This window comes from Caulobacter sp. ALps2 (genome assembly GCF_058681635.1).
Genome location: NZ_CM178743.1, coordinates 4646381 through 4671246, shown reverse-complemented (window position 1 = coordinate 4671246; position 24866 = coordinate 4646381). Strand labels below are relative to the sequence as shown.

Annotated in this window: 22 protein-coding genes; 20 read left to right on the top strand and 2 right to left on the bottom strand. The window is 67.2% G+C overall.

Annotated elements, in window-relative coordinates; genetic code table 11:
- The first annotated feature begins 42 nt into the window (after window positions 1-42).
- The 4 genes from ACW173_RS21930 (at window position 43) to ACW173_RS21915 (ending at window position 6027) form a co-directional block, all read left to right on the top strand.
- Complete coding sequence (locus ACW173_RS21930; protein ID WP_492082139.1) at window positions 43-2085, top strand: M13 family metallopeptidase; 2043 nt, start codon at window positions 43-45, stop codon at window positions 2083-2085.
- Between the two features lie 121 nt (window positions 2086-2206).
- A complete protein-coding gene (gene rpoZ, locus ACW173_RS21925) occupies window positions 2207-2566 on the top strand; it encodes a DNA-directed RNA polymerase subunit omega (RefSeq protein WP_099577049.1) in 360 nt (119 codons plus the stop codon).
- A 248-nt stretch (window positions 2567-2814) separates the two neighbouring features.
- Complete coding sequence (locus tag ACW173_RS21920) at window positions 2815-4908, top strand: RelA/SpoT family protein (RefSeq protein ID WP_492086037.1); 2094 nt, start codon at window positions 2815-2817, stop codon at window positions 4906-4908.
- Between the two features lie 69 nt (window positions 4909-4977).
- Window positions 4978-6027, top strand: coding sequence for an alpha/beta hydrolase (locus ACW173_RS21915; RefSeq protein WP_492082138.1), 1050 nt, complete (start codon window positions 4978-4980; stop codon window positions 6025-6027).
- Here ACW173_RS21915 and ACW173_RS21910 read toward each other — a convergent pair.
- Window positions 6014-6421, bottom strand: a complete 408-nt coding sequence (locus ACW173_RS21910; protein WP_492082137.1) for an NUDIX domain-containing protein — start codon at window positions 6419-6421, stop codon at window positions 6014-6016. The two genes, ACW173_RS21915 and ACW173_RS21910, sit on opposite strands and share 14 nt — an antisense overlap.
- A gap of 81 nt (window positions 6422-6502) precedes the next feature.
- On the opposite strand from ACW173_RS21910, the gene pyrE reads away from it, so the two are divergent.
- The 13 genes from pyrE to ACW173_RS21845 all read left to right on the top strand — a co-directional run bounded on the left by pyrE (window position 6503) and on the right by ACW173_RS21845 (window position 19913).
- Window positions 6503-7087: an orotate phosphoribosyltransferase gene (gene pyrE, locus ACW173_RS21905; RefSeq protein ID WP_291873256.1), complete on the top strand. Its 585-nt coding sequence runs from the start codon at window positions 6503-6505 to the stop codon at window positions 7085-7087.
- A 3-nt stretch (window positions 7088-7090) separates the two neighbouring features.
- Complete coding sequence (locus ACW173_RS21900) at window positions 7091-7852, top strand: pyridoxine 5'-phosphate synthase (RefSeq protein ID WP_492082136.1); 762 nt, start codon at window positions 7091-7093, stop codon at window positions 7850-7852.
- Entirely contained in the window at window positions 7849-8250 is a 402-nt protein-coding gene (acpS, locus tag ACW173_RS21895) for a holo-ACP synthase (protein ID WP_492082135.1), read from the top strand. The genes ACW173_RS21900 and acpS overlap by 4 nt, the downstream gene beginning before the upstream one ends.
- 120 nt (window positions 8251-8370) lie before the next feature.
- Window positions 8371-9216: a signal peptidase I gene (gene lepB, locus ACW173_RS21890; RefSeq protein WP_492082134.1), complete on the top strand. Its 846-nt coding sequence runs from the start codon at window positions 8371-8373 to the stop codon at window positions 9214-9216.
- A gap of 9 nt (window positions 9217-9225) precedes the next feature.
- Window positions 9226-9921, top strand: coding sequence for a ribonuclease III (gene rnc, locus ACW173_RS21885; protein WP_492082133.1), 696 nt, complete (start codon window positions 9226-9228; stop codon window positions 9919-9921).
- Window positions 9922-10933: 1012 nt separating this feature from the next.
- Window positions 10934-11137, top strand: coding sequence for a hypothetical protein (locus ACW173_RS21880; RefSeq protein ID WP_492082132.1), 204 nt, complete (start codon window positions 10934-10936; stop codon window positions 11135-11137).
- A gap of 73 nt (window positions 11138-11210) precedes the next feature.
- The gene (locus ACW173_RS21875) at window positions 11211-12107 is read left to right on the top strand and encodes a LysR family transcriptional regulator (RefSeq protein ID WP_492082131.1); all 897 of its coding nucleotides are present in this window, start codon (window positions 11211-11213) and stop codon (window positions 12105-12107) included.
- A 48-nt stretch (window positions 12108-12155) separates the two neighbouring features.
- Window positions 12156-13118: a GTPase Era gene (era, locus tag ACW173_RS21870; protein ID WP_492082130.1), complete on the top strand. Its 963-nt coding sequence runs from the start codon at window positions 12156-12158 to the stop codon at window positions 13116-13118.
- Between the two features lie 19 nt (window positions 13119-13137).
- Entirely contained in the window at window positions 13138-13869 is a 732-nt protein-coding gene (gene recO, locus ACW173_RS21865) for a DNA repair protein RecO (protein WP_492082129.1), read from the top strand.
- A gap of 65 nt (window positions 13870-13934) precedes the next feature.
- Window positions 13935-15524: an alkaline phosphatase D family protein gene (locus tag ACW173_RS21860; protein WP_492082128.1), complete on the top strand. Its 1590-nt coding sequence runs from the start codon at window positions 13935-13937 to the stop codon at window positions 15522-15524.
- 60 nt (window positions 15525-15584) lie between these two features.
- Window positions 15585-17864 carry a DNA topoisomerase IV subunit A gene (gene parC, locus ACW173_RS21855; RefSeq protein ID WP_492082127.1) on the top strand — a complete coding sequence of 760 codons (2280 nt, stop codon included), beginning with the start codon at window positions 15585-15587 and terminating at the stop codon, window positions 17862-17864.
- Window positions 17861-19267 (top strand): serine hydrolase domain-containing protein, encoded by a 1407-nt coding sequence (locus ACW173_RS21850; RefSeq protein ID WP_492082126.1) that lies wholly within the window; start codon window positions 17861-17863, stop codon window positions 19265-19267. Before parC ends, ACW173_RS21850 begins: the two co-directional genes overlap by 4 nt.
- Window positions 19268-19334: 67 nt before the next feature.
- A complete protein-coding gene (locus tag ACW173_RS21845; RefSeq protein WP_492082125.1) occupies window positions 19335-19913 on the top strand; it encodes a hypothetical protein in 579 nt (192 codons plus the stop codon).
- A 66-nt stretch (window positions 19914-19979) separates the two neighbouring features.
- On the opposite strand, the gene ACW173_RS21840 is transcribed toward ACW173_RS21845, so the two are convergent.
- Window positions 19980-21419, bottom strand: a complete 1440-nt coding sequence (locus tag ACW173_RS21840; RefSeq protein WP_492082124.1) for a hypothetical protein — start codon at window positions 21417-21419, stop codon at window positions 19980-19982.
- A gap of 198 nt (window positions 21420-21617) precedes the next feature.
- Between ACW173_RS21840 and ACW173_RS21835 the strand changes: the two genes are divergently transcribed.
- Genes ACW173_RS21835 through ACW173_RS21825 form a run of 3 tightly spaced genes read left to right on the top strand, consistent with a single transcriptional unit; the run spans window position 21618 to window position 24859 of the window.
- Window positions 21618-22928 (top strand): serine hydrolase domain-containing protein, encoded by a 1311-nt coding sequence (locus ACW173_RS21835; protein ID WP_492082123.1) that lies wholly within the window; start codon window positions 21618-21620, stop codon window positions 22926-22928.
- Window positions 22929-22967: 39 nt separating this feature from the next.
- Window positions 22968-23930, top strand: a complete 963-nt coding sequence (locus ACW173_RS21830; protein WP_492082122.1) for a quinone oxidoreductase family protein — start codon at window positions 22968-22970, stop codon at window positions 23928-23930.
- Window positions 23927-24859: an NAD(P)H-dependent flavin oxidoreductase gene (locus tag ACW173_RS21825; protein WP_492082121.1), complete on the top strand. Its 933-nt coding sequence runs from the start codon at window positions 23927-23929 to the stop codon at window positions 24857-24859. Before ACW173_RS21830 ends, ACW173_RS21825 begins: the two co-directional genes overlap by 4 nt.
- Window positions 24860-24866: the final 7 nt, after the last annotated feature.

The window sequence follows — 24866 nt, the reverse complement described above, 5'->3', positions numbered from 1 at the left end:
TCCGCGCCAAGCGTCCCGCACGCTCACTATGGATCCGCCCGAATGAACCTGACCCGTTCGCTGCTCGCCTGCGCCGCCGCCTGCGCGCTGCTGACCGCCGCTCCCGCTTTCGCGGGCGATAAAAGCGGCGTGGACCTGACCTCGATCGACAAGACGATCAAGCCGGGCGACGACTTCTGGACCTACGCCAACAACGAATGGATCAAGGCTCACCCGATCCCGGCCGACCGCAGCCGCTATGGCATCGGCGCGGTGATGACCGAGGAGGCCAGCAAGCGCACGGTCGACCTGATCCAGGACGCCGCCAAGGGCGGGGCCGGCGACGGCAAGAAGGTCGGCGACTACTACGCCAGCTACATGGACGAGGCCGGCATCGAGGCCAAGGCGCTGACGCCCCTGAAGGCGGACCTGGCTCGCATCGCCGCCATCAAGGACAAGAAGCAGCTGGCGACGGTGCTGGGCGGCAATGTCCGCGCCGATGTCGACGCCCTGAACGCCACCGACTTCTACACCGACAACGTCCTGGGCCTGTGGGTCTCGCCGTCGTTCGACGACACCAGCAAGTACGCGCCGTTCCTGCTGCAAGGCGGTCTGGGCATGCCCGACCGCGAATACTACCTGTCGGACAAGGCCTCGATGGTCGAGGCGCGCGCCAAGTACCTGGCCCACGTCGAGAAGATCCTGACCCTGGGCGGCGTCACCGGTCCGGTTGCCAAGGCCAAGGCGATCATGGCGCTGGAGACCCAACTGGCCAAGGCCTCGGGCAGCCGCGCCGACAGCGCCGACGTCCAGAAGGCCAACAACAGCTGGACCCCGGCCGACTTCGCCGCGAAGGCCCCGGGCCTGGACTGGACCGCCTTCTTCGCCGCCGCCAAGCTGTCGGGCCAGCCGCGCTTCATCGTCTGGCATCCGACCCTGGTCACGGGCCTGGGGCAGGCGGTCAGCGACACCGGCCTGGAGACCTGGAAGGACTATCTGACCTTCCACCTGCTGGATCACTACAGCAACGTCCTGCCCAAGGCCTTCGTCGACGAGCGCTTCGCCTTCTACGGCCAGGCGCTGCAAGGCACGCCGGCCCTGTCGCCGCGCTGGAAGCGGGCGGTCGGCTCGACCAACGCCGTGCTGGGCGAGGCGGTCGGCAAGCTCTACGCCGACAAGTACTTCTCGGCGCAGGCCAAGGCCGAGGTCACGGCCATGGTCGACAACATGAAGGTCGCTTTCGAGAAGCGCATCGACGGCCTGGACTGGATGGACCCCGCGACCAAGGCCGAGGCTCGCAAGAAGGTCGCCGTGCTGAAGGTCGGCGTCGGTTATCCGGATACCTGGCGTGACTATTCGGGCTACTCGGTCGTGCGAGGCGACGCTTACGGCAACATCAGACGCTCGGAGCAGTTCGACTACGCCACCGCCCTGGCCAAGCTGGGCAAGCCCGTCGATCGCGGCGAGTGGGTGATGACCCCGCAGACGGTCAACGCCGTGAACCTGCCGATGCTGAACGGCCTGAACTTCCCGGCCGCCATCCTGGCCCCGCCGAACTTCGACCTGAACAACGACCCGGCCGCCAACTACGGCGCGACCGGGGCCACGATCGGCCACGAGATCAGCCACAGTTTCGACGACCAGGGCGCGCAGTTCGACAGCCAGGGCCGCCTGCGCAACTGGTGGACGCCGACTGACCTCGATCACTTCCAGAAGGCCGGGACCGCGCTGGCCGAGCAGTTCGACACCTACAAGCCGTTCCCGGACTTGGCGGTGAACGGCAAGCTGACGCTGAGCGAGAACATCGCCGACGTCGCCGGCCTGGGCGCGGCGCTGGACGCTTATCACGCCTCGCTGGGCGGCAAGCCCGCGCCGGTGATCGACGGCATGACCGGCGACCAGCGCTTCTTCCTGGCCTTCGCCCAGAGCTGGCTGGGCTATGCGCGCCCGGCGGCCCTGCGTCAGCAGATCATCACCGACGGCCACGCCCCGGACCAGTATCGCGCCTTCACGGTCCGGAACCTGGACGACTGGTACGCGGCCTTCGACGTGAAGCCGGGGGATTCCATGTATCTGCCGCCCGAGAAGCGTGTGAAAGTCTGGTAGACATTGACTCGCGAAGGGGGCATAAGCGCCCCCTCGCGAAAGCTAGAACATCGTGCGCGGCGTTGCGTGTCGCCGCACGGAAGCCTATTTTGCGATTGCTAATCGGCAACCCGAGGAACTCATGGCCCGCGTCACCGTCGAAGATTGCGTCGAGAAGGTTCCGAACCGCTTCTCGCTGGTCCTGCTCTCGGCGCACCGCGCCCGCGCCATCTCGGCCGGCGCCGCGCTGATGGTCGACCGCGACAACGACAAGAACCCCGTCGTCGCCCTGCGCGAGATCGCCGATGACGTCATCGACCACGAAGGCCTGAAGGAACACCTCATCAGCACGCTGCAACGCGTCGATGAGCACACCGAGGCCGAGGAAGAAGCCGAAACCCTGGCCCTGCTGGCTGATCCGAGCCACATGCAGATGAGCGAGCTGGAACTGGTCCGCGCTCTGCAGAGCGACCGCGATGGCGGTCAGGAGGAGCGGTACTGAGCCCCGAAGGCGCAGACCCTCTGACCCTGGAAGCGGTCCAACCGACCGCTCTTTCCGAACGCGCGCCCGATGCCCCTTCTTCTGGAGGGGAGTCGGGCGCGTCTTCGTCCGTGGCTCCCACCACGACGCCCGAGCCGGCGCCCAAGCCGCGCCCCAAGTTTCTTCGCCAGTATGAGCTGATCGAGCGGGTCCACGCCTACGACCCGACGGCCGATGAGGCCCTGCTCAACCGCGCCTATGTCTACGCCATGCGGATGCACGGTTCGCAGACCCGGGCCAGCGGCGACCCGTACTATGCCCACCCGATCGAGGTGGCGGGCATCCTCACCGAGTACCGGCTGGACACCGCGACCATCGTCACGGCCCTGCTGCACGACGTGATCGAGGACACCCCGGTCACCAAGGACGAGATCTCCAAGCTGTTTGGCGAGGAGATCGGCGAGCTGGTCGAGGGCGTCACCAAGCTTTCCAAGCTCGAGCTGCAGGCCGAGCACATGCGCCAGGCCGAGAACCTGCGCAAATTCATTCTGGCCATCTCCAAGGACGTCCGTGTCCTGCTGGTGAAACTGGCCGACCGTCTGCACAACATGCGGACGCTGCACTTCATCAAGAACCAGGCGAAGCGCGAGCGGATCGCTCGCGAGACGCGCGACATCTACGCGCCGCTGGCCCGTAACATCGGCTGTCATCGCATCTGCGTGGAGCTGGAGGAGCTGTCCTTCCAGCACACCAATCCGGTAGCCCGCGACGCCATCCTGCGCCGTCTGGATGCGCTGCGCGAGGAGCAGGGCGGGGCGGTGGCCCTGGTCAGCCAGGAAATCGCCGCACGCCTGGAGGCGGCCAATCTGCCCGCCCGGGTCTTCGGTCGCGAGAAGTCGCCTTATTCGATCTGGCGCAAGCTGCAGCGCAAGTCGATCGGCTTCTCGCAGATGTCGGACATCTATGCGTTCCGCGTGATCGTCGACAGCGAGGAAGACTGCTACCGCGCCCTGGGCGTCGTGCACCGGGCCTGGTCCAGCGTGCCCGACCGCTTCAAGGACTACATCTCGACGCCGAAGCGGAACAATTACCGCTCGCTGCACACCACGGTCGTGGGGCCGCGCGGCATGCGCATCGAGATGCAGATCCGCACCGAGAGCATGGACCGCGTCAACGAAGAGGGCGTCGCCGCCCACTTCCGCTACAAGGACGCCTCGTACGGCCTCGACCTGGAAGGCATGGAAGCCGCCGGCGGCCGCGACCCGCTGGCCAACCTGCGCCAGCTGGTCCAGGTGCTGGAGCACGGCGGCGACAGCGAGGAACTGGTCGAGCACGCCAAGCTCGAGATGTTCCTCGACCAGGTGTTCGTCTTCACCCCCAAGGGCAAGTTGGTCAGCCTGCCGCGGGGGGCGATGCCGCTGGACTTCGCCTATGCGGTCCACACCGATGTCGGCGACACCTGCATCGGCGTGAAGATCAACGGCGAGCTGAAGCCGCTGCGAACCCCGCTGGTCAATGGCGACGTGGTCGAGGTGGTGCGCGGCTCCAAACCCGTGGTGCCGCCGGACTGGCGCTCTCTGACGGTGACGGGGCGAGCCCGGTCGGCCATTCGCCGCCATATCCGCCTGGCCGAGAAGGAAGAGTTCCTGCGTCTGGGCAAGTCGTCGCTGGAGCAGGTCTTCGAGCGCGCCGGCAAGAGGCTGAAGGATGTGTCGCTGCGGCCGATCCTGGAACGCTTCGCCCTGGACAACGACGAGGGGCTGTTCGACGCCGTCGGCCGTGGCCGCGTCTCGCCCAGTCAGGTGCTCGAGACCGCCTATCCGGGCATGAAGGACGCCGATCGCGAGGCGGCCACGGCTCGTCGCAAGATCGAGGGGGGGCGGGACGCAACGCTCTATGTGCGTGGCGGCGGCCTGACGCCGGGCGTCTCGTTGCACTTCGCCCACTGCTGCAGCCCGGTGCCGGGCGACCGCATCGTCGGCATCCTGCGCGAGGACGGCGCCGAAAACCAAGATGGGGGCCTGGACGTCCACACCATCGACTGCCCGCGCCTGGCCGAGTTCGAGGACCGCGAGGAGCTGTGGCGCGACCTGAACTGGACGCCCGAGGCCGAACGCTCGACCATCTCGCTGACCCGCCTGCACGCCACGATCCAGAACGCCCCGGGCGTGCTGGGGCAGGTCTGCACGATCATCGGCGAGGCCGGCGGCAACATCGTCAACCTGCGCATGCATCATCGGCAGAGCGACTTCTTCGACACCGACATCGACGTCGAGGTCCGCGACGCCAAGCACCTGACCAACATCTCGGCCGCTTTGCGAGCCTGCCCGTCGGTCGAGACCGTGGACCGGACGCGCGGTTAGGCTTCAGGCTGAGTTGTTGCCGGTTTCCCGCTAGAAGCGCACTGTCAGGCCTCCAAACGGGAGGCGACCATGGGTGCGGTGCGGGTCTATTTCGCGACCAATCGCAACGAACTGCCGGACAACAAGAAGCTGGTCTTCGGGCCGCGCTTCAATCCCGACGGCGTCGCGGCCTTGCGATTTGGCCATGTCGATTTCCCGGACGGCGTCGAGACGCTGCAGGGCGGGGCGGTCCACGTTTATCCCGACATCAAGGGCGAGCCGGACGTCTCCAAGACCGGCGGCGGCCAGTTCCTGGACGACCTGCGCGAGGCGATGCTGGCCGGTCGCGACACCCTGGTGTTCATCCACGGGTTCAACGTCACCTTCGCCGGCGCGATCGAAGCCGGGGCGCGGCTGGCGCGGGAGGTCCGGATCCGGAGCGGGGCCGTCGCCGATGAGGGGCGGCCGGTCAATGTCGTGGTGTTCAGCTGGCCGTCGGACGGCGAGGCCGTTCCGTACATGTCGTACTACAGCGACCGCGAGGACGCCCGGGCTTCGGGACCAGCTGTGGCGCGGGTCTATCTGAAGCTGCGCGACTTTCTCAAGACGGTGCGGGTGGAGGACCGCTGCGAGCGCAGCGTCCACCTGATGGCCCACAGCATGGGCGCCTATGTCCTGCGCCAGGGGCTGCAGGCGGTGATCGCCAAGGATTCCGACAGCCTGGTGCGGATGTTCGACCAGATCCTGCTGGCCGCGCCGGACGAGGACGACGACGCCTTCGAGCTGGACAGCAAGCTCAAGCCCTTGCCCAGGATCGGGCGGCAGGTGACGGTCTATTTCAACCCGTCGGACCGGGCCCTGGTGGTCTCGGACAAGACCAAGGGCAATCCCGACCGGCTGGGCTCGGACGGGCCGCGGCTGATCGACATGCTGCCCAAGAAGGTGGTGCTGGTCGACTGCCGCAATGTCGCCGGCGACGCCGATGCGCTGATCCAGCACAGCTACTATGCCCGCAGCCGGGCCATGGCCTTCGACATTGGCGCGGTGCTGGCCGGCATGGACGCCGAGACCATCGGCAACCGCACCTACGTCCTGCCGCTGCGCGCCTGGCGGATCGCTGGCGAGCTTAGCGCGCCTTGAGGGCCGCCACGGCGTCGACGCTGCCGGCCGTCATCGGCGAGGGCAGGGCGTCCAGCGCGAACCAGCCCCACTCATGGATCGCGTGAGCTTCCTGGATCACCGGCTCGCCCTCGAAGCTTTCGACGGCGTAGGTGATGGCCACCCAGTGATAGTCCGGCGCGACCATGTCGGTGACCGCCAGGACGCGGCCGGCCTTGATGGTGAGGCCGAGCTCTTCGTTGATCTCGCGTTCGGCGCACGAGCGGGCGGCCTCGCCCCAGTCGAGCTTGCCGCCGGGCACGCCCCAGTGGTCGGCCTCGGGGTTCTTGACCCGCTTGACCAGCAGCAGCCGGCCCTGATCGTCGAGGATGGCCGCGCCGCAGCCAACGCGAGGGCGTTGAGGTTCTTCGCTCATGGGCCGGGTAGAGCTCAAAACGCCCGTCCCAGGCAAGCCAGCGTTTGAAGACTCAGGCTCCTGCTTCTATATCCAGCCCTCATGACCAACGATGACGTCCTCGACGAATTCCGCGCCGCCGGCGCTCTGCGCGAAGGCCACTTCGTGCTGTCCAGCGGCCTGCACAGCCCGGTGTTCCTGCAGAAGAACCTGGTGTTCATGCGGCCCGAGCGCTGCGAGCGCCTGTGCAAGGCCCTGGCGGAGAAGATCATCGCCACGGTCGGCCAGGTGGACGTCGCCGTCTCGCCGGCCGTCGGCGGCATCATCCCCGGCTACGAGACCGCCCGTCACCTGAACGTGCCGTCGATCTATGTCGAGCGCGAGGGCGGCGGCTTCAAGTTCCGTCGCGGCTTCCACCTGGAGCCCGGCCAGAAGGTCGTGATGGTCGAGGACATCGTCACCACCGGCCTGTCGTCGCGGGAATGCATCCAGGCGATCGTCGACGCCGGCGGCGACGTCGTCGCGGCGGCCTGCATCGTCGACCGCTCGGGCGGCAAGGTCGATGTCGGCGTGCCGCTGATCTCGCTGTGCAGCCTGGAAGTGCCGGCCTATCCCGCCGACGCCCTGCCGCCCGAACTGGCCGCGATCCCGATCGAGGATCCCGGTTCCCGCCGTCTGAAGGGCTGAGCCATGCTGCGTCTGGGCGTCAACATCGACCACGTGGCGACGATCCGGAACGCGCGCGGTTCCTCCTATCCCGAGCCGGTCCGAGCCGCCGAGCTGGCTCTGGCCGCCGGGGCCGACGGCATCACCGCGCACCTCCGCGAAGACCGCCGGCACATCAGCGACGCCGACATCGCCGTCCTGACCGACCTGTGCCACAAGCGCGGCAAGCCGCTGAACTTCGAGATGGCGGTGACCGACGAGATGGTCGGCATCGCGATTGGCGCACGACCCCACGCCGCCTGCCTGGTGCCTGAACGCCGGGAAGAAGTGACCACCGAAGGCGGCCTCGACGTGGTCAAGGGCCAAAGCCGCATCACCGACGCCACGACCCGCCTGCGCACCGTCGGCGCCCGGGTCTCGCTGTTCATCGAGCCCGATCCCGACCAGATCCGCGCCTCGGCCGCCGCTGGCGCCCAGGTCGTCGAGCTGCACACCGGCGCCTATTGCGACGCGGCTCGCGCCGGTGAGGTCGAGCGTGCCGAAGCCATCCTGGAGCGCCTGAAGGCGGGCGCGGCACTGGCGTCGGACCTCGGACTGGAAGTCCACGCCGGTCATGGCATCGACTACGCCACGGTCAAGCCGATCGCCGCCATCCCGCGGATCGCCGAGCTGAACATCGGCCACTTCCTGATCGGCGAGGCGATCTTCGTGGGTCTGCCGCAGGCGATTCAAAGGATGCGCGCCTTGATGGACGCCGCCCGCCTGGAAGCGGAGCAAGCGGCGTGATCATCGGGATCGGCTCGGACCTGTGCGACATCCGCCGGATCGAGAAGTCCCTCGAACGCTTCGGCGACCGGTTCACCAACAAGGTCTTCACCGAGATCGAGCGCAGCCGATCCGAGCGCAAGCCCGACCGCGCCTCCAGCTACGCCAAGCGGTTCGCGGCCAAGGAGGCCTGCTCCAAGGCCCTGGGCACGGGGCTGAAACGCGGCGTGCATCTGGCCGGCATGGGCGTGGTCAACCTGCCGTCGGGCAAGCCGACCATGGCGCTCACCGGCGGGGCCCTGAAGCGGCTGGAGGAGATGACGCCGCCGGGCATGGAGGCGGTGATCCACCTGTCCCTGACCGACGATCACCCCTACGCCCAGGCCTTCGTGATCATCGAAGCGCTGCCCAAGGCGTGATCCGCCCCAACACCGCCTCAAAGCCAAGCTAACGCGCCGCACTTGCCCCTGTGCTAAGTCCCGTCTAGCAAAGCCGAACCGGTTCGCCGGCAAACCATCTTCGAAGAGCTCAGCGCCCGCATGACCGACGCCGCCGACGACATCACGCCGCCCGAAGAGAAGGGCGTCGTCGCCGAGTTCATCGAGATCATCAAGACCGTCGCCTACGCCCTGGGCATCGCCCTGGTGCTGCGGGTCCTGCTGTTCCAGCCGTTCACGATCCCGTCGGCCTCGATGGAGCCCAACCTCTATCAGGGCGACTACATCATCGTATCCAAGTTCAGCTACGGCTGGAGCAAGCACTCGATCCCGTTCAGCCCGCCGATCATCAAGGGCCGCATCCTGGGGCATGCGCCCAAGCGGGGCGACATCATCGTCTTCAAGCTGCCGCGCGATAACCGCACCGACTACATCAAGCGCCTGATCGGCATGCCGGGCGACAAGGTCCAGATCCGCGGCGGGCAGGTGTTCATCAACGGCAAGGCCTTGCCGCGCAAGGAACAGGCGCCGGCCCTGGTCGACACTGGCTACGGCTTCACCCAACAGGTCCAGCGCTTCGCCGAGACCAATCCGGAAGGCCGCCAGTACAACACCCAGGACTTCGGTCCCGACAGCCGTGGCGACAATACCGGCGTCTACACCGTGCCGGCTGGCTGCTACTTCTTCATGGGCGACAACCGCGACAACTCGGCCGACAGCCGCTTCGACCCGGGCGTCTCGCCGTACAAGGTCAGCGCCTGCAAGTGGGACTACGAGCTGGATCAGTACATTGGCGACGAGGTCGGCGTCGGTTTCGTGCCGGAAGAGAACCTGGTCGGCCGCGCCCAGATCATCCTGCTGTCGTGGAGCGCCGAGGCCAGCCTGTTCAAGCCGTGGACCTGGTTCCTGAACGCCCGTCCCAGCCGCTTCTTCCACGTGCTGAAGTGATCGCCTCCAATGGATAGACGGGTCGCCGCCGTCGGCGACCTGGAGCGCCGGATGGGCCATCAGTTCAACGACCGGGAACTGCTCGAACGCGCCCTGACGCACGCCAGCGTCGGGGATGGGGCCAAGAAGGTCCGCGACAACGAGGTGCTGGAGTTCATCGGCGACCGCGTGCTGGGCCTGCTGGCCGCCGAGGCCCTGGCCGAGCGGTTCCCCAAGGCCAAGGAAGGCGAGCTGGCTCCGCGCCTGAACGCCCTGGTCAGCCGCGAGACCTGCGCCCGGGTGGCCCGCGCCGCCGAGCTGGGCTCGGCCCTGCGCCTGTCGGCCTCGTCCAGCAAGATCGGCGGCCGTGAGACCGACTCGATCCTGGCCGGCGCCACCGAGGCCCTGATGGCCGCCCTCTACCAGGACGGCGGTCTGGCCGTCGCCCGCAAGGTCTTCCTGGACCTGTGGAGCCAGGAGTTCGATCGGGCCGGCGAGGGGCGTCCGCGCGATCCCAAGACCGCGCTGCAGGAGTGGGCGCAAGGCAAGGGCCGTCCGCTGCCGACCTACCGCGTCTTGGACCGCGCCGGCCCCGACCATGCGCCGGTCTTCACCGTCGAGGCGACCGTCGTCGGCGTCGATCCGGCCATCGCCAAGGGCAAGTCCCGCCAGGAAGCCGAAAAGGCCGCCGCCAAGGCCCTGCTGGAGCGCGAGGGGGCGGAGTAGGGCGCTTGACCGACCCCCTCCACCGGCTTCGCCGGTCCCCCTCCCCCAAGCGGGGGAGGAGAGATATTCCTCCGCCCCGCTTGGGGGCGGACAGACCGCGCAGCGGTCAGGTGGGGGCCAGTGCTGAGCCATGGGCTCTCGTCCTCACGCGGCGGCCCGCTGAAGGTGTGTGGGGAGGCGACGGAGCGGCCGGGCGAACCCGGAGACCGTGATGGTTTGTTGCGTTTCGGCTCGTCGACCGCTCCGCCAGGCTGTTTTTTCCGTGAGGACGGGAGGCGTGAGCGTATTTCAGCTCGGGTCCCCAAGAGCCCCCGGACGGGCGTGGACCAACTGGATCGGCTCAATCCGTCTCCAGCTCGGCGATCCACGATAGGCGGCTTGTACGATCACCGCCCTGTCGATCCGCTGCTCGGCCTTGATCCCGGACGGTCCGTCACCCGCGTGCGATCCTAAAGAGTAATCCACGTGACCTGACGAAGCCGCCGGGAACCGCCAGCGGCCCCGCTCAACCTACCCCCGCCGCCGTTTTGGGCCGGATCCAAACGCCCTCCCCCGCGACGGGGATGGCTATGATTGTGCAGGCGGTTTGGACGCGGATGATTGGGCGGCGCATAAAATCGACAAGCGATTGATTTCATACGCTTCGATCTCGCGAACGCCGAGCGTTGAGTCGCGCCAATCCCCGTCGGGTCAGCCTTCGGGTCGCTCCGAACCTGATTGCGTCCCTGAGTGTGTGTAAAAGCAATCGCTCGATATTTATAAAGTATAACTACTTGGTATTTTACAATTTAATACATTCTTTACCTGAAAATTCCAGATTTCCACAGAAACCAAAATGAGTTTCTCGCAAATGCCTATGCGAAGTGACCTGAATTCTACATAGGATTTATTCCGACGCCGCAAGGTGTCTCCCACCATTGACGACTTTCTTGATCGCGGTCCGGTGGCCCACGGGGGGCGACGACGGCGCGCGGCAAGGAGACCTTGGAACGTCGTAGAAGAGATGCGCCCCGTGCCCAGTATTGTGCGTTCGAGTGACCTGAAGCCGGAAAACAAGGTGCTGGTGGTCGTCACGACCATTCTGCAGTTCTCGGCCATCATTCTGGTCTGGCTTCTGGCGATCGTGCCCGCGGCCTTGCTAGCGCTGGCGGCGATCATCGGAAAGGCGATGGCCGGGATGATCTCCAAGTCCGCCAACCGCCCGCCGACCGCCTAAGCCGCACCCTTTCCAGACGGACCTCAATGCTCGATCCTAAACTTCGCCGCGCAGCCCGGATCTGAGCGCCCGCATGGAACTTCGCCATATCCGTTACTTCCTGGCCGTCGCCGAGGCGCAGAACTTCACGCGGGCCGCGGCAAAGATCGGCATCGGCCAGCCGCCGCTGAGTCAGCAGATCCGCGACCTGGAGAGCGAGATCGGCTTCGCGCTGTTTCGCCGCCGGCCGCACGGGGCGACCCTGACCGAGGCCGGAGAGGCCTTCCTGCCCGAGGCTCGGAAGATCCTGGCCCAGGCCGAGCGCGCCATTCGCGCGGCGCGACGGGCGGGCGGCGGCGACGATGGCGCATTGCGGGTGGGCTTCACCTCGTCGGCCAATTTCCATCCGATCGTCACCGAGGCCTTCACCGTCTTCCATTGGACGCACCCCGACGCCAGCCTGGTGGTGGAGGAGGGCAACACCGCGCGCCTGGTTGAGCGGCTGCGCAACGCCGAGCTGGACGCGGTCTTCGTGCGGCCGGACAATGTCGAGGACGACAGGGGGCTGCGTCTGATCCCGCTGGGCGACGAGCCGCTGATCGTGGCCCTGCCGGTGGGCCACGCCCTGACCGGACGAGCCAGCGTGCCGCTGTCGGCCCTGCGTGCCGAGCCGTTCGTGATCTTCTCGCGCGGCATCGGCCAGACCTTCCTGGGGCTGATCGTCGAGGCCTGTCGCCGCCAAGGTTTCGAGCCCATGGTCGCCCAGGAGGCGCCGCAGATCGGCGCGATGGTCAATCTGGTCGCCGCCGGCCTGGGCGTGGCGATGGTCCCGGCCTCGATCGCCCAGTTGGCGGTCAAGGGCGTCGTCTATCGGCCCATCGACGGCGAACCGCCGCGGGTCAGCCTGGCCCTGGCCACGCGGGCCGGCGATATCCCGGCCAGCGCCCGCAACTTCCTGGCGCTGATCCCGACCGCCGAAAAGGAGGCGTGACGGCCGGTCGCTACCCCCGCGGGCCCATCGGTGCTACACGCACGCGCAATGACTGACACCACCTCCCAAACACCCACCCAGACTCGGGCCGGTTTCGCGGCCATCATCGGCGCGCCGAACGCCGGCAAGTCCACCCTGGTCAACCGCATGGTCGGGGCCAAGGTCTCGATCGTGACCCAGAAGGTCCAGACCACGCGCTTCCCCGTGCGCGGCGTCGCCATCGAGGGCGACACCCAGATCGTGCTCGTCGACACCCCCGGGATCTTCAGCCCGCGCCGCCGCCTGGATCGCGCCATGGTCCGCTCGGCCTGGGCCGGTTCGGAAGACGCCGAGGCCACCGTCCACCTGGTCGACGTGCAGGCCGAGCTGTCCAGCCGCGCCGACAAGGCCACGCCAGGCGAGTTCCGCTCGGCCCAGGACGTCCAGACCATCATCGAGGGCCTGAAAGCCGCCGACCGCAAGGTTATCCTGGCCCTGAACAAGATCGACGGCGTCAAGCGCGACACCCTGCTGGCCGTGGCCAAGGAGTTCTTCGACCAGGGCGTCTATACCGACGTCTTCATGATCAGCGCCACGACCGGCGCCGGCGTCGATGACCTGACCGCCAAGCTGGTGACCATGATGCCGGAGGGGCCCTGGCTGTATCCGGAAGATCAGACCGCCGACCTGCCGGCCCGCCTGCTGGCCGCCGAGATCACCCGCGAGAAGGTCTATCTGCGCGTCCACGAAGAGCTGCCCTATGCCGCCACCGTGGAAACGACCGCCTTCGAGGAGCGCCGGGACGGCAGCGTCCGTATCGAGCAGACCATCCTGGTCGAGCGCGAGGGACAGCGGATCATCGTGATCGGCAAGGGCGGCCAAACCTTGAAATGGATCGGCCAAGCCTCGCGTGAGGAGCTGTGCGACATCCTCGATCGCAAGGTTCACCTGTTCCTTCACGTGAAGGTCAAGGAGAACTGGGCCGAGGAGCGCGGTCTGTTCAGCGACATCGGCCTGGACTTCGATGTCTGACGAAAGGTCCGCCATCTAAATGGAGTGGGAGGACGAGGCCTATGTCCTGTCCGCCCGCTCGCATGGCGAGACGGGGGCGATCGTCGAGCTGTTGACGCAGGATCGCGGCAAGTTCGCCGCCCACGTGGCCGGCGCGGCCTCGCGGCGGATGAAGCCGTTCCTGCAGCCAGGCGCGCGGGTCATCGCCCGCTATCGCGCCCGGGTCTCGGACCAGCTGGGGTCCGCCACTCTGGAGCCGATGGGCGAGGGGCCTTCATCCCTGTTCGACGATAGCCTGGCCCTGGCGGGTCTTTCGGCCGCCGCCTCGGTCGCCGCCTCGGCCCTGCCCGAGCGCGAGGCCCATCCTGGCGCCTTCCACGCGCTGGAGGCCCTGATCCGCGTGCTGGAAATCCCGGAGATCTGGCCGGCCGTCTATGTCCGCTACGAGGCGGGACTGCTGCAGGAACTGGGCTTTGGCCTGGACCTTTCCAAGTGCGCCGCCACCGGGACCTTCGACGACCTGGTCTATGTCAGCCCACGCACCGGTCGCGCCGTCAGTCGAGCGGCGGGCGCGCCGTATCATGACAAGCTGCTGCCGCTGCCGCCGTTCCTGCTGTCCGCCCAAGGCGGCCTGGCGGAGGGGGACGTGAAGGCCGGCTTGGACATCACCGGCCACTTCCTGGAGCAGTTCGTGTTCGGCCCGCTGAACCGGCCGCTGCCGCCGGCGCGAATGTGGCTGCTGGATCGCCTGACGGAAGCCAATAGGCTTTAGTCAGCGGCTTTAAGAACCGTCACATACCCGAGCTATCGGCGGAGCTTCAGTTTCGGAGTTCCGCCATGTCCGTCCTCGACCGCTACGCCTTGAGCCGCCGTCGCCTGCTGAGCGTCTTCGGCGCCTCGGCCGTCACCGCGCTGTCGATCCCGCTGGAAAGCGGCAAGGCCCTGGCCCAGGTCCCGTTCCGGACCTATCCGTTCCAGCTGGGCGTGGCCTCGGGCGATCCCGCGCCGGACGGCTTCGTGATCTGGACCCGCCTGGCCCCCGAGCCGTTCGAGATCGGCTACGGCATGCCGACAGCCCCGGTGGCGGTCGAGTGGGAAGTCTCCGACACGGCCGGCATGCGCAATGTCGTGGCCAAAGGGACGGCCATCGCCCCGCCGGAGCTGGGCCACGCGGTCCATGTCGAGGTCGGCGGCCTGCAGCCGGGCCGCGACTACTGGTACCGCTTCACCGTCGGCAAGGAGCGCAGCATCGTTGGCCGCGCCCGCACGACGCCGGCGCCGGGCGCCGCCCTGGACCGCGTCCGCTTCGCCGTCGCCGGCTGCCAGCACTACGAGGCCGGCTACTACACGGCCTACCGGCGCCTCGCCGAAGACAATCCCGACTTCGTGTTCTGCTACGGCGACTACATCTACGAGGGCCGTGGCAATCGCACGTCGAACGGCGCGGGCGGCCCGACCGAGAACGTCCGCCAGCACTTCGGCGGCGAGATCTACAGCCTGGACGACTACCGTCGCCGCTACGCCCAGTACAAGATGGACACCGACCTGCAGGCCGCCCACGCCGCCGCGCCGTGGTTCACCGTCTGGGACGACCACGAGACCGACAACAACTGGGTCGGCGATCTCGACCAGGACGGCACGGACCCGAAGATCTTCAACCTGCGCCGCCAAGCCGCCGTCCAGGCCTACTACGAGAACATGCCGCTGCGGGCCTCCAGCTTCCCGGTCGGGACCAGTTTGCAGATCTATCGCCGCGCCGCCTACGGCCAGTTGCTGAATCTCAACCTGATGGACACCCGCCAGTTCCGCACCGACCAGCCGTGCGGCGACAAGTACGCGGCGACCTGCGCGGAAATCGGCGCGCCCAAGGCCGAGGTGATCGGCCAGGCGCAGGAAAAGTGGCTGATGGACGGTCTGACCGGCTCGAAGGCGACCTGGAACGTGCTGGCCCAGCAGATCATGATGATGGACCTGGATCGCGACCAGGCCCCCGGCGTCGCGGTCAATCCGGACAGCTGGGCCGGCTACCGCATCCCGCGCGCCCGCCTGCTGCGGAAGATCAAGGACGCCAAGGTCGGCAATGTCGTGGTGCTGACCGGCGACGAGCATCAGAACTTCGCCGGCGACCTCTATGTGGACGGTACGAAGAACGAGAGCGCGCCGATCGCCTCGGAGTTCGTGGTCACCTCGATCAGCTCTGGCGGCGACGGCGTCGACCAGCGGCCCGACATGGCCAAGGTCCAGGCCGGCAACCCGCAGCTGAAGTTCAACAACAGCCAGCGCGGCTACGCCATCTGCGACGTGACCCCCAAGGCCTATGTCACCGAGTTCAAGGTGCTGGACGCCATCTCTCGCCGCGACGGCAAGCTATCGACCCGCGCGAAATGGGCGCTGGAGGCCGGAAAGCCGGGGATTACCCAAGCCTGACGGGTCGAATCGTAGGGGGGATTTCTGCTAGGGTCCTGACCCGGAGTACGAATCCCCTCGATGAACAAGCCTGTCCTGCCCCCCGGCGGTCCCGACGACGGTGATCGCATCCTCGACGAGCCGCTGACGGAAGCCCTGTCGCGGCGCTATCTGGCCTATGCGCTGTCGACCATCGGTTCGCGGGCGCTGCCCGACGTGCGCGATGGCCTCAAGCCCGTGCACCGTCGCGTCCTGTACGCGATGAGCAACATGCGCCTGAATCCCGAGTCCGCCGCGCGCAAGTGCGCCAAGGTGGTCGGCGAGGTCATGGGTAACTTCCACCCGCACGGCGACCAGTCGATCTACGACGCCCTGGTCCGCCTGGCGCAGGAGTTCAGCCAGCGCATCCCGCTAGTCGAGGGCCAGGGCAACTTCGGCAATATCGACGGCGATAGCGCCGCGGCCATGCGCTACACCGAGTGCAAGATGACGGAAGCGGCGACGCTTCTGCTGGACGGCATCGACGAGGACGCGGTCGACTTCAAGCCGACCTATGACGGCCAGGACGAAGAGCCGTACGTCCTGCCGTCGGGCTTCCCGAACCTGCTGGCCAATGGCTCGTCGGGCATCGCGGTCGGCATGGCCACCTCGATCCCGCCGCACAACGCCGCCGAGCTGATCGACGCCTGCCAACTGCTGCTGAAGAACCCCGACGCGACGACCGAAGACCTGCTGGAGAAGGTGCCGGGGCCGGACTTCCCGACCGGCGGCGTCATCGTCGAGCCACGCGCCTCGCTGCTCGAGACCTACGAGACCGGTCGCGGCGGCGTGCGCATCCGCGCCAAGTGGGAGAAGGAAGACACCGGTCGCGGCACCTACCAGATCGTCGTCACCGAGATCCCGTACCAGGTGAAGAAGTCGGACCTGGTCGAGCAACTGGCCGACCTGATCGACAGCAAGAAGGCCGCCCTGCTGGGCGACGTTCGCGACGAGAGCGCCGAGGACATCCGCCTGGTCCTCGAGCCGAAGTCCAAGAACGTCGAGCCCGAAGTGCTGATGGAGAGCCTGTTCAAGCTCTCGGCGCTGGAAGCTCGCTTCCCGGTCAACATCAACGTGCTGGACGCGCGTGGCACGCCGGGCGTCATGGGCATCAAGCAGGCCCTGATGGCCTTCCTGGCCCACCGCCGCGAGGTGTTGACCCGTCGAGCCCGCCATCGCCTGGCCAAGATCGAAGCCCGTCTGCACATCCTGGACGGCCTGCTGATCGCCTATCTGAACCTCGACGAGGTCATTCGGATCGTCCGCTACGAGGACAAGCCGAAGGAAAAGCTGATCGAGACCTTCGGGCTTTCGGACGTCCAGGCCGACGCCATCCTCAACACCCGCCTGCGCCAACTGGCCAAGCTGGAGGAGATGGAGATCCGCCGCGAGCACGCCGAACTGGTGGAGGAGCGCGACGGTATTCTCGCGATGCTGGCCAGCGACGAGAAGCAGTGGAAGCTGGTCGGCAAGGGCCTGGCCGAGGTCCGCGCGACCCTGCTGAAGATCAAGCACCCGCTGGACAAGGGCGGTCGCCCGACGGGCGCCATCGGCCGTTCGATCTTCGCCGACGCGCCGGTGGTCGACGCCGACGCCGCCATCGAGGCGATGATCGTTCGCGAGCCGATCACGATCATCCTGTCGGAACGCGGCTGGATCCGCGCCGCCAAGGGCAAGATCGACGATCCGTCCGAGCTGAAGTTCAAGGAAGGCGACAAGCTGGGCTTCCTGGTCCCGGCCGAGACCACCGACAAGCTGCTGATCTTCTCCAGCGACGGCCGCTTCTTCACGCTGGGCTGCGACAAGCTGCCCAGCGCGCGCGGTCATGGCGAGCCGGTGCGGATGATGATCGAGCTGGACGACAAGGTGAAGATCATCGACGTCTTCCCGTTCAAGGCCGGCCGCAAACGTATTCTGGCCTCGAAACTGGGCTACGGCTTCCTGATGCCCGAGGAAGAAGCGCTCGCGAACCGCAAGGCCGGCAAGCAGGTCCTGACCGTCGACGCCGCCGGCGCCGCCTTCTGCCTGGAAGCCGTGGGCGACCAGTTCGCGGTGATCGGCGACAACGGCAAGATCCTGATCTTCCCGATGGAAGAGCTGCCGGAGATGCCGCGCGGCAAGGGCGTCAAGCTGCAGGCCTACCGCGAGGGCGGTTTGCGTGACGGCCTGTCGTTCAACGCCGAGACCGGGGCCTACTGGATCGACACCGCCGGCCGTCGCCGTGACTGGGCGGAGTGGAAGGAATGGATCGGCCGTCGCGCCGGAGCCGGCAAGCTGGCGCCCCGGGGCTTCGCGACCAACAAGCGGTTCCGGCCGAAATGACGAGGGGGCGGCTGCGTCGTCGCGCGTTGAGCCTGCTGGCCAGCGTGTTCGGCTGCGCGGCCGTCGCCGCGACCCCGGCCCTGGCCTTGGCCCTGCCCAAGGGCAAGCCCGAGGAACTGGGCTTCAATGTCGAGCGCCTGAAGAAGCTCGACGAACACATGCAGGCCATGGTCACGGGCGGCCAGGTCGCCGGCGGCGTGACCCTGCTGGCCCGCCATGGCCGCGTCGTCCACGCGAAAGCTTTCGGCCGAAGGGCCTTGAACGGCGAGCCGATGCCGTTCGACGCCATCTTTCGCATCCGCTCCGAGACCAAGCCGGTCACGGGCGTGGCCATGATGATCCTGTACGAGCAGGGCAAGTGGCAGCTGGACGATCCGATCAGCGAATACGTGCCCGAGTTCGCCAACCTGCGGATCGCCACCGGCGTCGACGCGGCCGGCCGGCCCATCCTGGCCCCGATCACACGCCCGCCCACCATGCGCGAGCTGATGACCCACACGGCCGGCTTCGCCTACGGCCTGGCCGACGACCCCGCCAGCCCGGCCGACCAGGCCTATTACCAAGCGGGGGTGCTGCAGTCCTCGTCCCTGACCGACCTGGTCCAGAAGGTCTCGGGCCTCCCGATGTTCTCCGAGCCCGGCCAGCTTTGGCGCTACAGCGTGGCGGCCGACATCCAGGGCTACATCGTCGAGAGACTGTCGGGCGAGACCCTGCCGGTCTTCATGGAAGAGCACATCTTCAGCCCGCTGAAGATGAAGGACACCGCCTTCTACGTGCCCGAGCAGAAGCAGCCGCGGCTGGCGGCGCTGTATGACGGCGATCCGGCCACCGGCCAACTGGTGCCGGCCGTCGAAGGCTCTTGGAGAGATGTCAGCAAACCCCCGGCCGCGCCGCTTGGAGGCGGGGGGCTCGTCTCGACCGCCGAGGACTTCGCTCGCTTCGCGCAGATGATCCTGAACAAGGGCCAATTGGACGGGGTGCGGATCCTCACGCCCGAGTCCGTGGCCTTGATGACCCAAAACCATCTGCCGCCCGGCTTCGTGGTCACGACCAACGGCACGACCGGCGTCCTCAAGCCCGGCCCGCGCCCGTTCCCGTTCGCCGCCGGCATGGGTTATGGCCTGGACCTTGCCGTGGCCGTCGACCCAGCCGCCTCGGGCGCGCCGGTGGGGGCGGGCACGGTCAGCTGGGGTGGCAGCGCCGGCACCTGGTTCTGGATCGACCCGGTCAACGACCTGTTCTTCGTCGGCATGATCCAGCGTCTGGGCGGGGTTGGGCCAGGGCTCGACGCCCAATCACGCAGCCTTGTCTACCAAGCCATCGAGCGCCCGCCGGTCGTGCCCGCGCCGTCGGGACAACAGCCGGCGAAGGTGGCGGCGGTGAAGACGACCGGGGCGCGGTAGGTCCCGAATTAGGGATTGGAGCGGGCGGGCTGTTTCACTATCTTCGGTTGTCTAACCGGGGGCGTTCATGCGGCTTGGATTTCTGTTCGCGGCTGCGTTTATGGCTGGCGTCCTGGCGCGATCTGTTTCCGCCGAGCCTCTCCAAGGTGAGAACCTGCTGGTTCCCATGCCGAAGGGCTTCAAGGTCGGCGCGGCCGGGCGTCGCCCCAATAGCCAGCTCGTCGAATACGTGCCGACGGGTGAGACGGTGGAGGCTTGGTCCCGTCTCATCACCCAGCAGATCTTCTATGGCGCGCGTGCGATGGATCCCGACGCCCTGCCCAATTCCATGACCGGTGGATGGAGTAGGGCGTGTCCTGGCGGAGCCGCGCGGAAGGTCCATGCCGGCGTCGAGAACAGTTATCCCGTCTCGATCTGGATGTTCCTGTGCCCGCTCAACCCGGCGACGCGGAAGCCGGAAAGCATGTGGATCAAGGTGATCAGCGGCGCGGACAGCCTCTACAGCGTCCAGTACGCCTATCGCAGCGCCGCGACAGCGGAGATGGTGTCGCCGACCATGAGTTATCTGAAGAGCGTCACCGTCTGCGACACGCGCCGCGGCGACGCGAAATGTCCGGAGGTTGGCGGCGCGCCGTCCAAGCCCTGACAAAGAAAAAGCTCCCCCCGCGGTGGGCGAGGGGAGCTCCGTCACGGGCCTTGAAGGGCTGAAGTTCTAGGCCGCGAACAGGATGTCGGCCACCTCGTTGGACTTGCCGACGGTCAGGCCGGTGACGCCGGCCAGCTTGATCAGGCCGTCGCCCGCATCGACCCCGGCCACGCCGTTGTTGTGGAAGATGTAGGTGTCGGCGCCCCACTCGAAGACGGTGTTGCTGTTGGCGGCGGTCAGGCCGGCATAGGCGGTCAGGGCCTCGTCGAAGGTGGCGGTGGTGATGAAGAACAGCTGCTTCTTCTCACCCGGCCCGACGGCTCCGGGGAAGCCGAGCAGGTCGAAGCCCTTCTGGAAGTCCTCGATCACCGGGATGCCGGTCGCCTTGCCGTCGACCAGATGCAGGCCGGCGAACGAGCCGATGTCGATATTGTCGTAGCCGGCGCCGGTGATGATGCGGCCATCGAACATTTCGACGAAGATGGAGTCGTTGCCGGTCCCGGTGTCGATCAGCCCGCGCATGGAGCCGTTGTCGACGAACACGGTGTCGTTGCCGCCGGCGGTGCGGATGTGCTTGCCGGCGTCCAGCCCGCCGACGTCGGCGATCACCGGCCTGATGACGTCGTTGCCGTCGCTGGCCAGGACGTGGGTGTTGTCGTCGGGCTCCTCGTTGAAGGCGTCGACGTTCCAGTCGTGGGCGAAGCGGGCGCTTTCGCCGGGCAGGCCCGGATCGGAAGGGCCGCCGGGGGCGTAGTCGCCGCCCTCGCCATAGGCCGAGATGAAGATGTTCAGGGGCGAAGCCTCGCCGTCCAGGCCGACGTCGGCGAGATAGGCCTTCATGGCCTCGACATAGGGGCCCTGGCCGCTCTTGACCGCCTCGGCCATCAGCCAGCCGACCATGGCCGCGCGGGTGCCCAGGCCGTTGCCGCCATCGCCGCCCAACTCGGCGAAGTATTCGCCGCGCGTATAGGTCCCGCCGCGACCGTTGGGGATGTCGTCGCTAAGGATGGCGATGATGTCGTCGATGGGCTTCTCGACGCCGAACAGCTTCAGATAAGCCTTCTGGAAGGTGGCGTAGGACGTGCCGTTCTCACCGTAGGCCTTGATGAAGTCGTCCTTGGCCTCGCCGAACTTCACCAGGTTGAGGGCGAAGTTGATGAAACGGTTTTCCAGGCTGAAGCCCGCGTAGTACGCGCTGTTCAGGTTGTTGGGATTGCTGCCCGTCGCCGAGACCAGGTAGTCGAGCCCCGCCGAGCTGAGGGTGAGGTCGGCCAGGAAGCCGTAGGACATGACCGCCACCTCGGTGGTGGCCTTCGTGCTGTCCTGGATCCAGCCGACGGCGGCGGCATAGGTCCAGATGTCGCCGGCCACCTGGCCGCCGCGCGCGATGTCGATGCCTTGCGCCATCAGCGTCAGCTGGGTCCAGGCGTTCTCGGGCAGGTCCGAATTCGCCGGCAGCCGGTGAACGTTGCGGTAGATCGAGACCAGGTTGTCGATCGTGGCCATGGTGGGTTCCCCCAATTATTTCGTAATCCCTCGTGCAGTTAAAAATATACATGAACGCCGTTCGATCAACCCAGCTTCACATTAAAAGACCTTAACGTGAGGCGAGGCGGATAACGTCCGCGTCGGCCGTCAAAAAGCGGGTTTCATCGCGGGAACACCCGCTCTAAGGTCGCTCAAACATCTGTTCGGGAGGGCGCGTTGGCGTTTCGTAGAGTAGTCGCGGCGGTGCTGGCCGCGACGTTGATGACGGGCGGGACGACCGCCGCCTTCGCCGCCGCTCCCGCCGCTATCGTGGCGGCCGCGCCCGAGAGCGTCGGCTTCTCGGCCGAGGGGCTGAAGAAGCTGGACGCTCACATGCAGGGCCTGGTCGACACCGGCCACCTGCCGGGCGTCACCACCATGCTGGTCCGCCATGGCAAGGTCGTGAACTTCGAGGTCCACGGCAAGAAGGGCTTCGACGGCCCGCCGATGACCAAGGACACGGTGTTCCGCATCTACTCCCAGACCAAGCCGGTCACGGGCGTGGCCATGATGATCCTCTTCGAGGAGGGCAAGTGGAAGCTGGACGACCCGGTCAGCAAGTACATCCCCGAGTTCGCGTCCCTGCGGGTCTTCAAGGGCGTCAACGCCGACGGCTCGTTCGAGACCGTGCCGGCCGACCGTCCGCCGACCATGGCCGAGATCATGAGCCACTCGGCCGGCTTCGCCTATGGCCTCAACCCCGACAACCCGATCGACAAGGCCTATGTCGACACCGGCGTGCTGGGCGCCAAGTCGCGCGACGAGTTTGTCCAGAAGGTCGCCGCTCTGCCGTTGGTGGCCCAGCCGGGCAAGCGCTGGAAGTACAGCGTCGCCGTCGACATCCAGGGCCTGATCGTCGAGAAGCTGTCGGGCATGTCGCTGGGCGACTTCATGCGGAAGCGCATCTTCGCGCCGCTGAAGATGACCGACACCGGCTTCTGGCTGCCGGCCGCCAAGAGCGACCGCCTGGCCTCGCTCTATCTGTGGGGGCCCAAGCAGAACAAGCTGGTCCCGGCCGAGGGCTTCATGGTGCTGGACATCACCAAGCCGCCCGCCATGCCGTCGGGCGGCGGCGGCCTGGTCTCGACCAATGCCGACTACGCCCGTTTCGCCCAGATGCTGTTGAACGGCGGCGAACTGGACGGCAAGCGCATCCTCAAGCCCGAGACGGTCAAACTGATGCGTACGAATGTGCTCGGCGACGCGATCATGAATTCCGAGGATCCGGGGTTCAGCACGGCCGCGGGCCGGGGCTTTGGTCTCGACTTCGCGGTGGTGCTGGATAGCGCCAAGGCTGGGCCGTATGGGCAGGGGACCTACAGCTGGGGCGGCGCGGCCGGCACCTGGTTCTGGATCGACCCCACCAACGACCTGTTCTTCCTCGGCATGATCCACATCCTCAACAAGGGCGGCGATCCGGCGATCAAGAACATCGACGATGACAGCGCCAAGCTCGTCTACGACGCCCTGGTCGACCCGAAGAAATGATCGACCCCAAGAAATAACAAGAACGCTGGGAGGAACGCCATGAAGGCCGCCGTCTACTACGAGACCGGGGCGCCGGACGTCTTTCGCTACGAGGACGTCGCCGATCCCGTCTGCCACCCGCAAGGCGTGGTCATTCGCGTCGAGGCGGTCAGCATCGAGGGCGGCGACACCCTCAACCGCGGCGGCGGCCAGATGGCGGGCAGCCCGCACATCGTCGGCTACCAGGCCGCGGGCGAGATCGTCGAGGTCGGGGCGGAGGTCACCCACCTGAAGGTCGGCCAGAAGGTCGTGACCGTGAACGCCTTCGGCTCTCACGCCGAACTTCGGGCGGTCCCGGCCCGCAACGCCTGGCCGATCCCAGCCGGCTTCGACATCCACAAGGCCTCGGCCATCCCGGTGCCGTTCGGCACGGCGCACGAGTGCCTGTTCGGCGCGGGTCGCCTGAAGGCCGGCGAGACCGTGCTGGTCCAAGCCGGCGCGGGGGCCGTGGGCATCGCCGCCATCCAGCTGGCCAAGCAGGCCGGCGCCACCGTGCTGGCCTCGGCCTCCAGCGACGAGCGGTTGGAGCGTCTGAAGGTGTTCGGCCTGGACCATGGTATCAACTACAGCCGCGACGACCTCGTGGAGCAGGTCATGAAGCTGACCGGCGGCAAGGGCGTGGATCTGGTCGTCGATCCGGTCGGCGGCGCGACGCTGCAGGGCAGCCTCGGCGCTCTGGGCTATCGCGGCCGCGTCTCGCTGGTCGGCAACGCCGGGCGCGAGCCGATGAAGGTCGATGTGAGCTCGCTGATGGGCGGCAACCGCTCGCTGACCGGGGTCTTCCTCGGGGCCGAGATCATGACCGACCGCGTCCACGACATGATCCAGGAGCTGATCGACCGCGCCGCCAAGGGTGAACTGGAGGTCGTGATCGACAAGACCTTCCCGCTGTCCGAAGCTGCTGCCGCCCACGCCTATATCGAGAGCCGCCAGGCCGTCGGCCGCGTGCTGCTGATCCCATGAACCGGGTTCTAGCGCACACCGGGGCCAAGTACCCGATCGTCCAGGCCCCGATGGGCTGGATCGCCCGTTATCCGCTGGCCTCGGCGGTTTCGCGGGCGGGCGGGCTCGGGATCATCGAGACCTCGTCGGGCGAGACCGAAAACTGCAAGGCCGAGATCACCAGGATGGCGGCCAGCGGCCTGCCGTTCGGGGTGAACCTGCCGATCCTGTTCCTGCGCGACGACGCCATGCTGCGCTTCGTCTGCGAGAGCGGGGTCAAGTTCGTCACCACCTCGGCCGGCAGCCCGGCCAAGTTCGTCGGTCCGCTGAAGGACGCCGGCATCGTCGTCTATCACGCGGTCCCGACCGTCGACGCGGCGCTGAAATGCGTCGACGCGGGTGTCGACGGCCTGGTGGTCGAGGGCGCGGAGGGCGGCGGTTTCAAGAACCCCGAGGAGGTCTCGACCCTGGTCCTGCTGCAGGCCATTCGCGCCCGGACCGACGCGCCGATGATCGCCGCCGGTGGCATCTGCGACGGGCGTGGCATGGCGGCGGCTTTCGCCCTAGGCGCCGAGGCGGTCCAGATGGGCACGCGCTTCGTCAGCTCGGCCGAGAGCCCGGTCCACGCTAACTACAAGGCCGCGATCACGGGCGCCAAGGAGACCGGCACCTGGGTGCTGAACAGGAAGGCCAGCCCCTGCATCCGGGCCATCAAGTCCGAGCTGACCAAGGAGATCCACGACGCCGGCGTCATGCCGCCCGACGTGCTGAAGAACATCCTGGACGTCTATTTCGGCGGCGACATGGAGGCCGCGCCCGCGCTGGCCGGCCAGACCGTCGGCCTGATCGATGAGGTCAAACCCGTCCAGCGGATCATCGACGAGACGATCGCCCAGTTCCACGACATCACCGGACGCCTCGGCGCCCTGGCCGCCGCGCGCGGCTTCTAGGAGACTT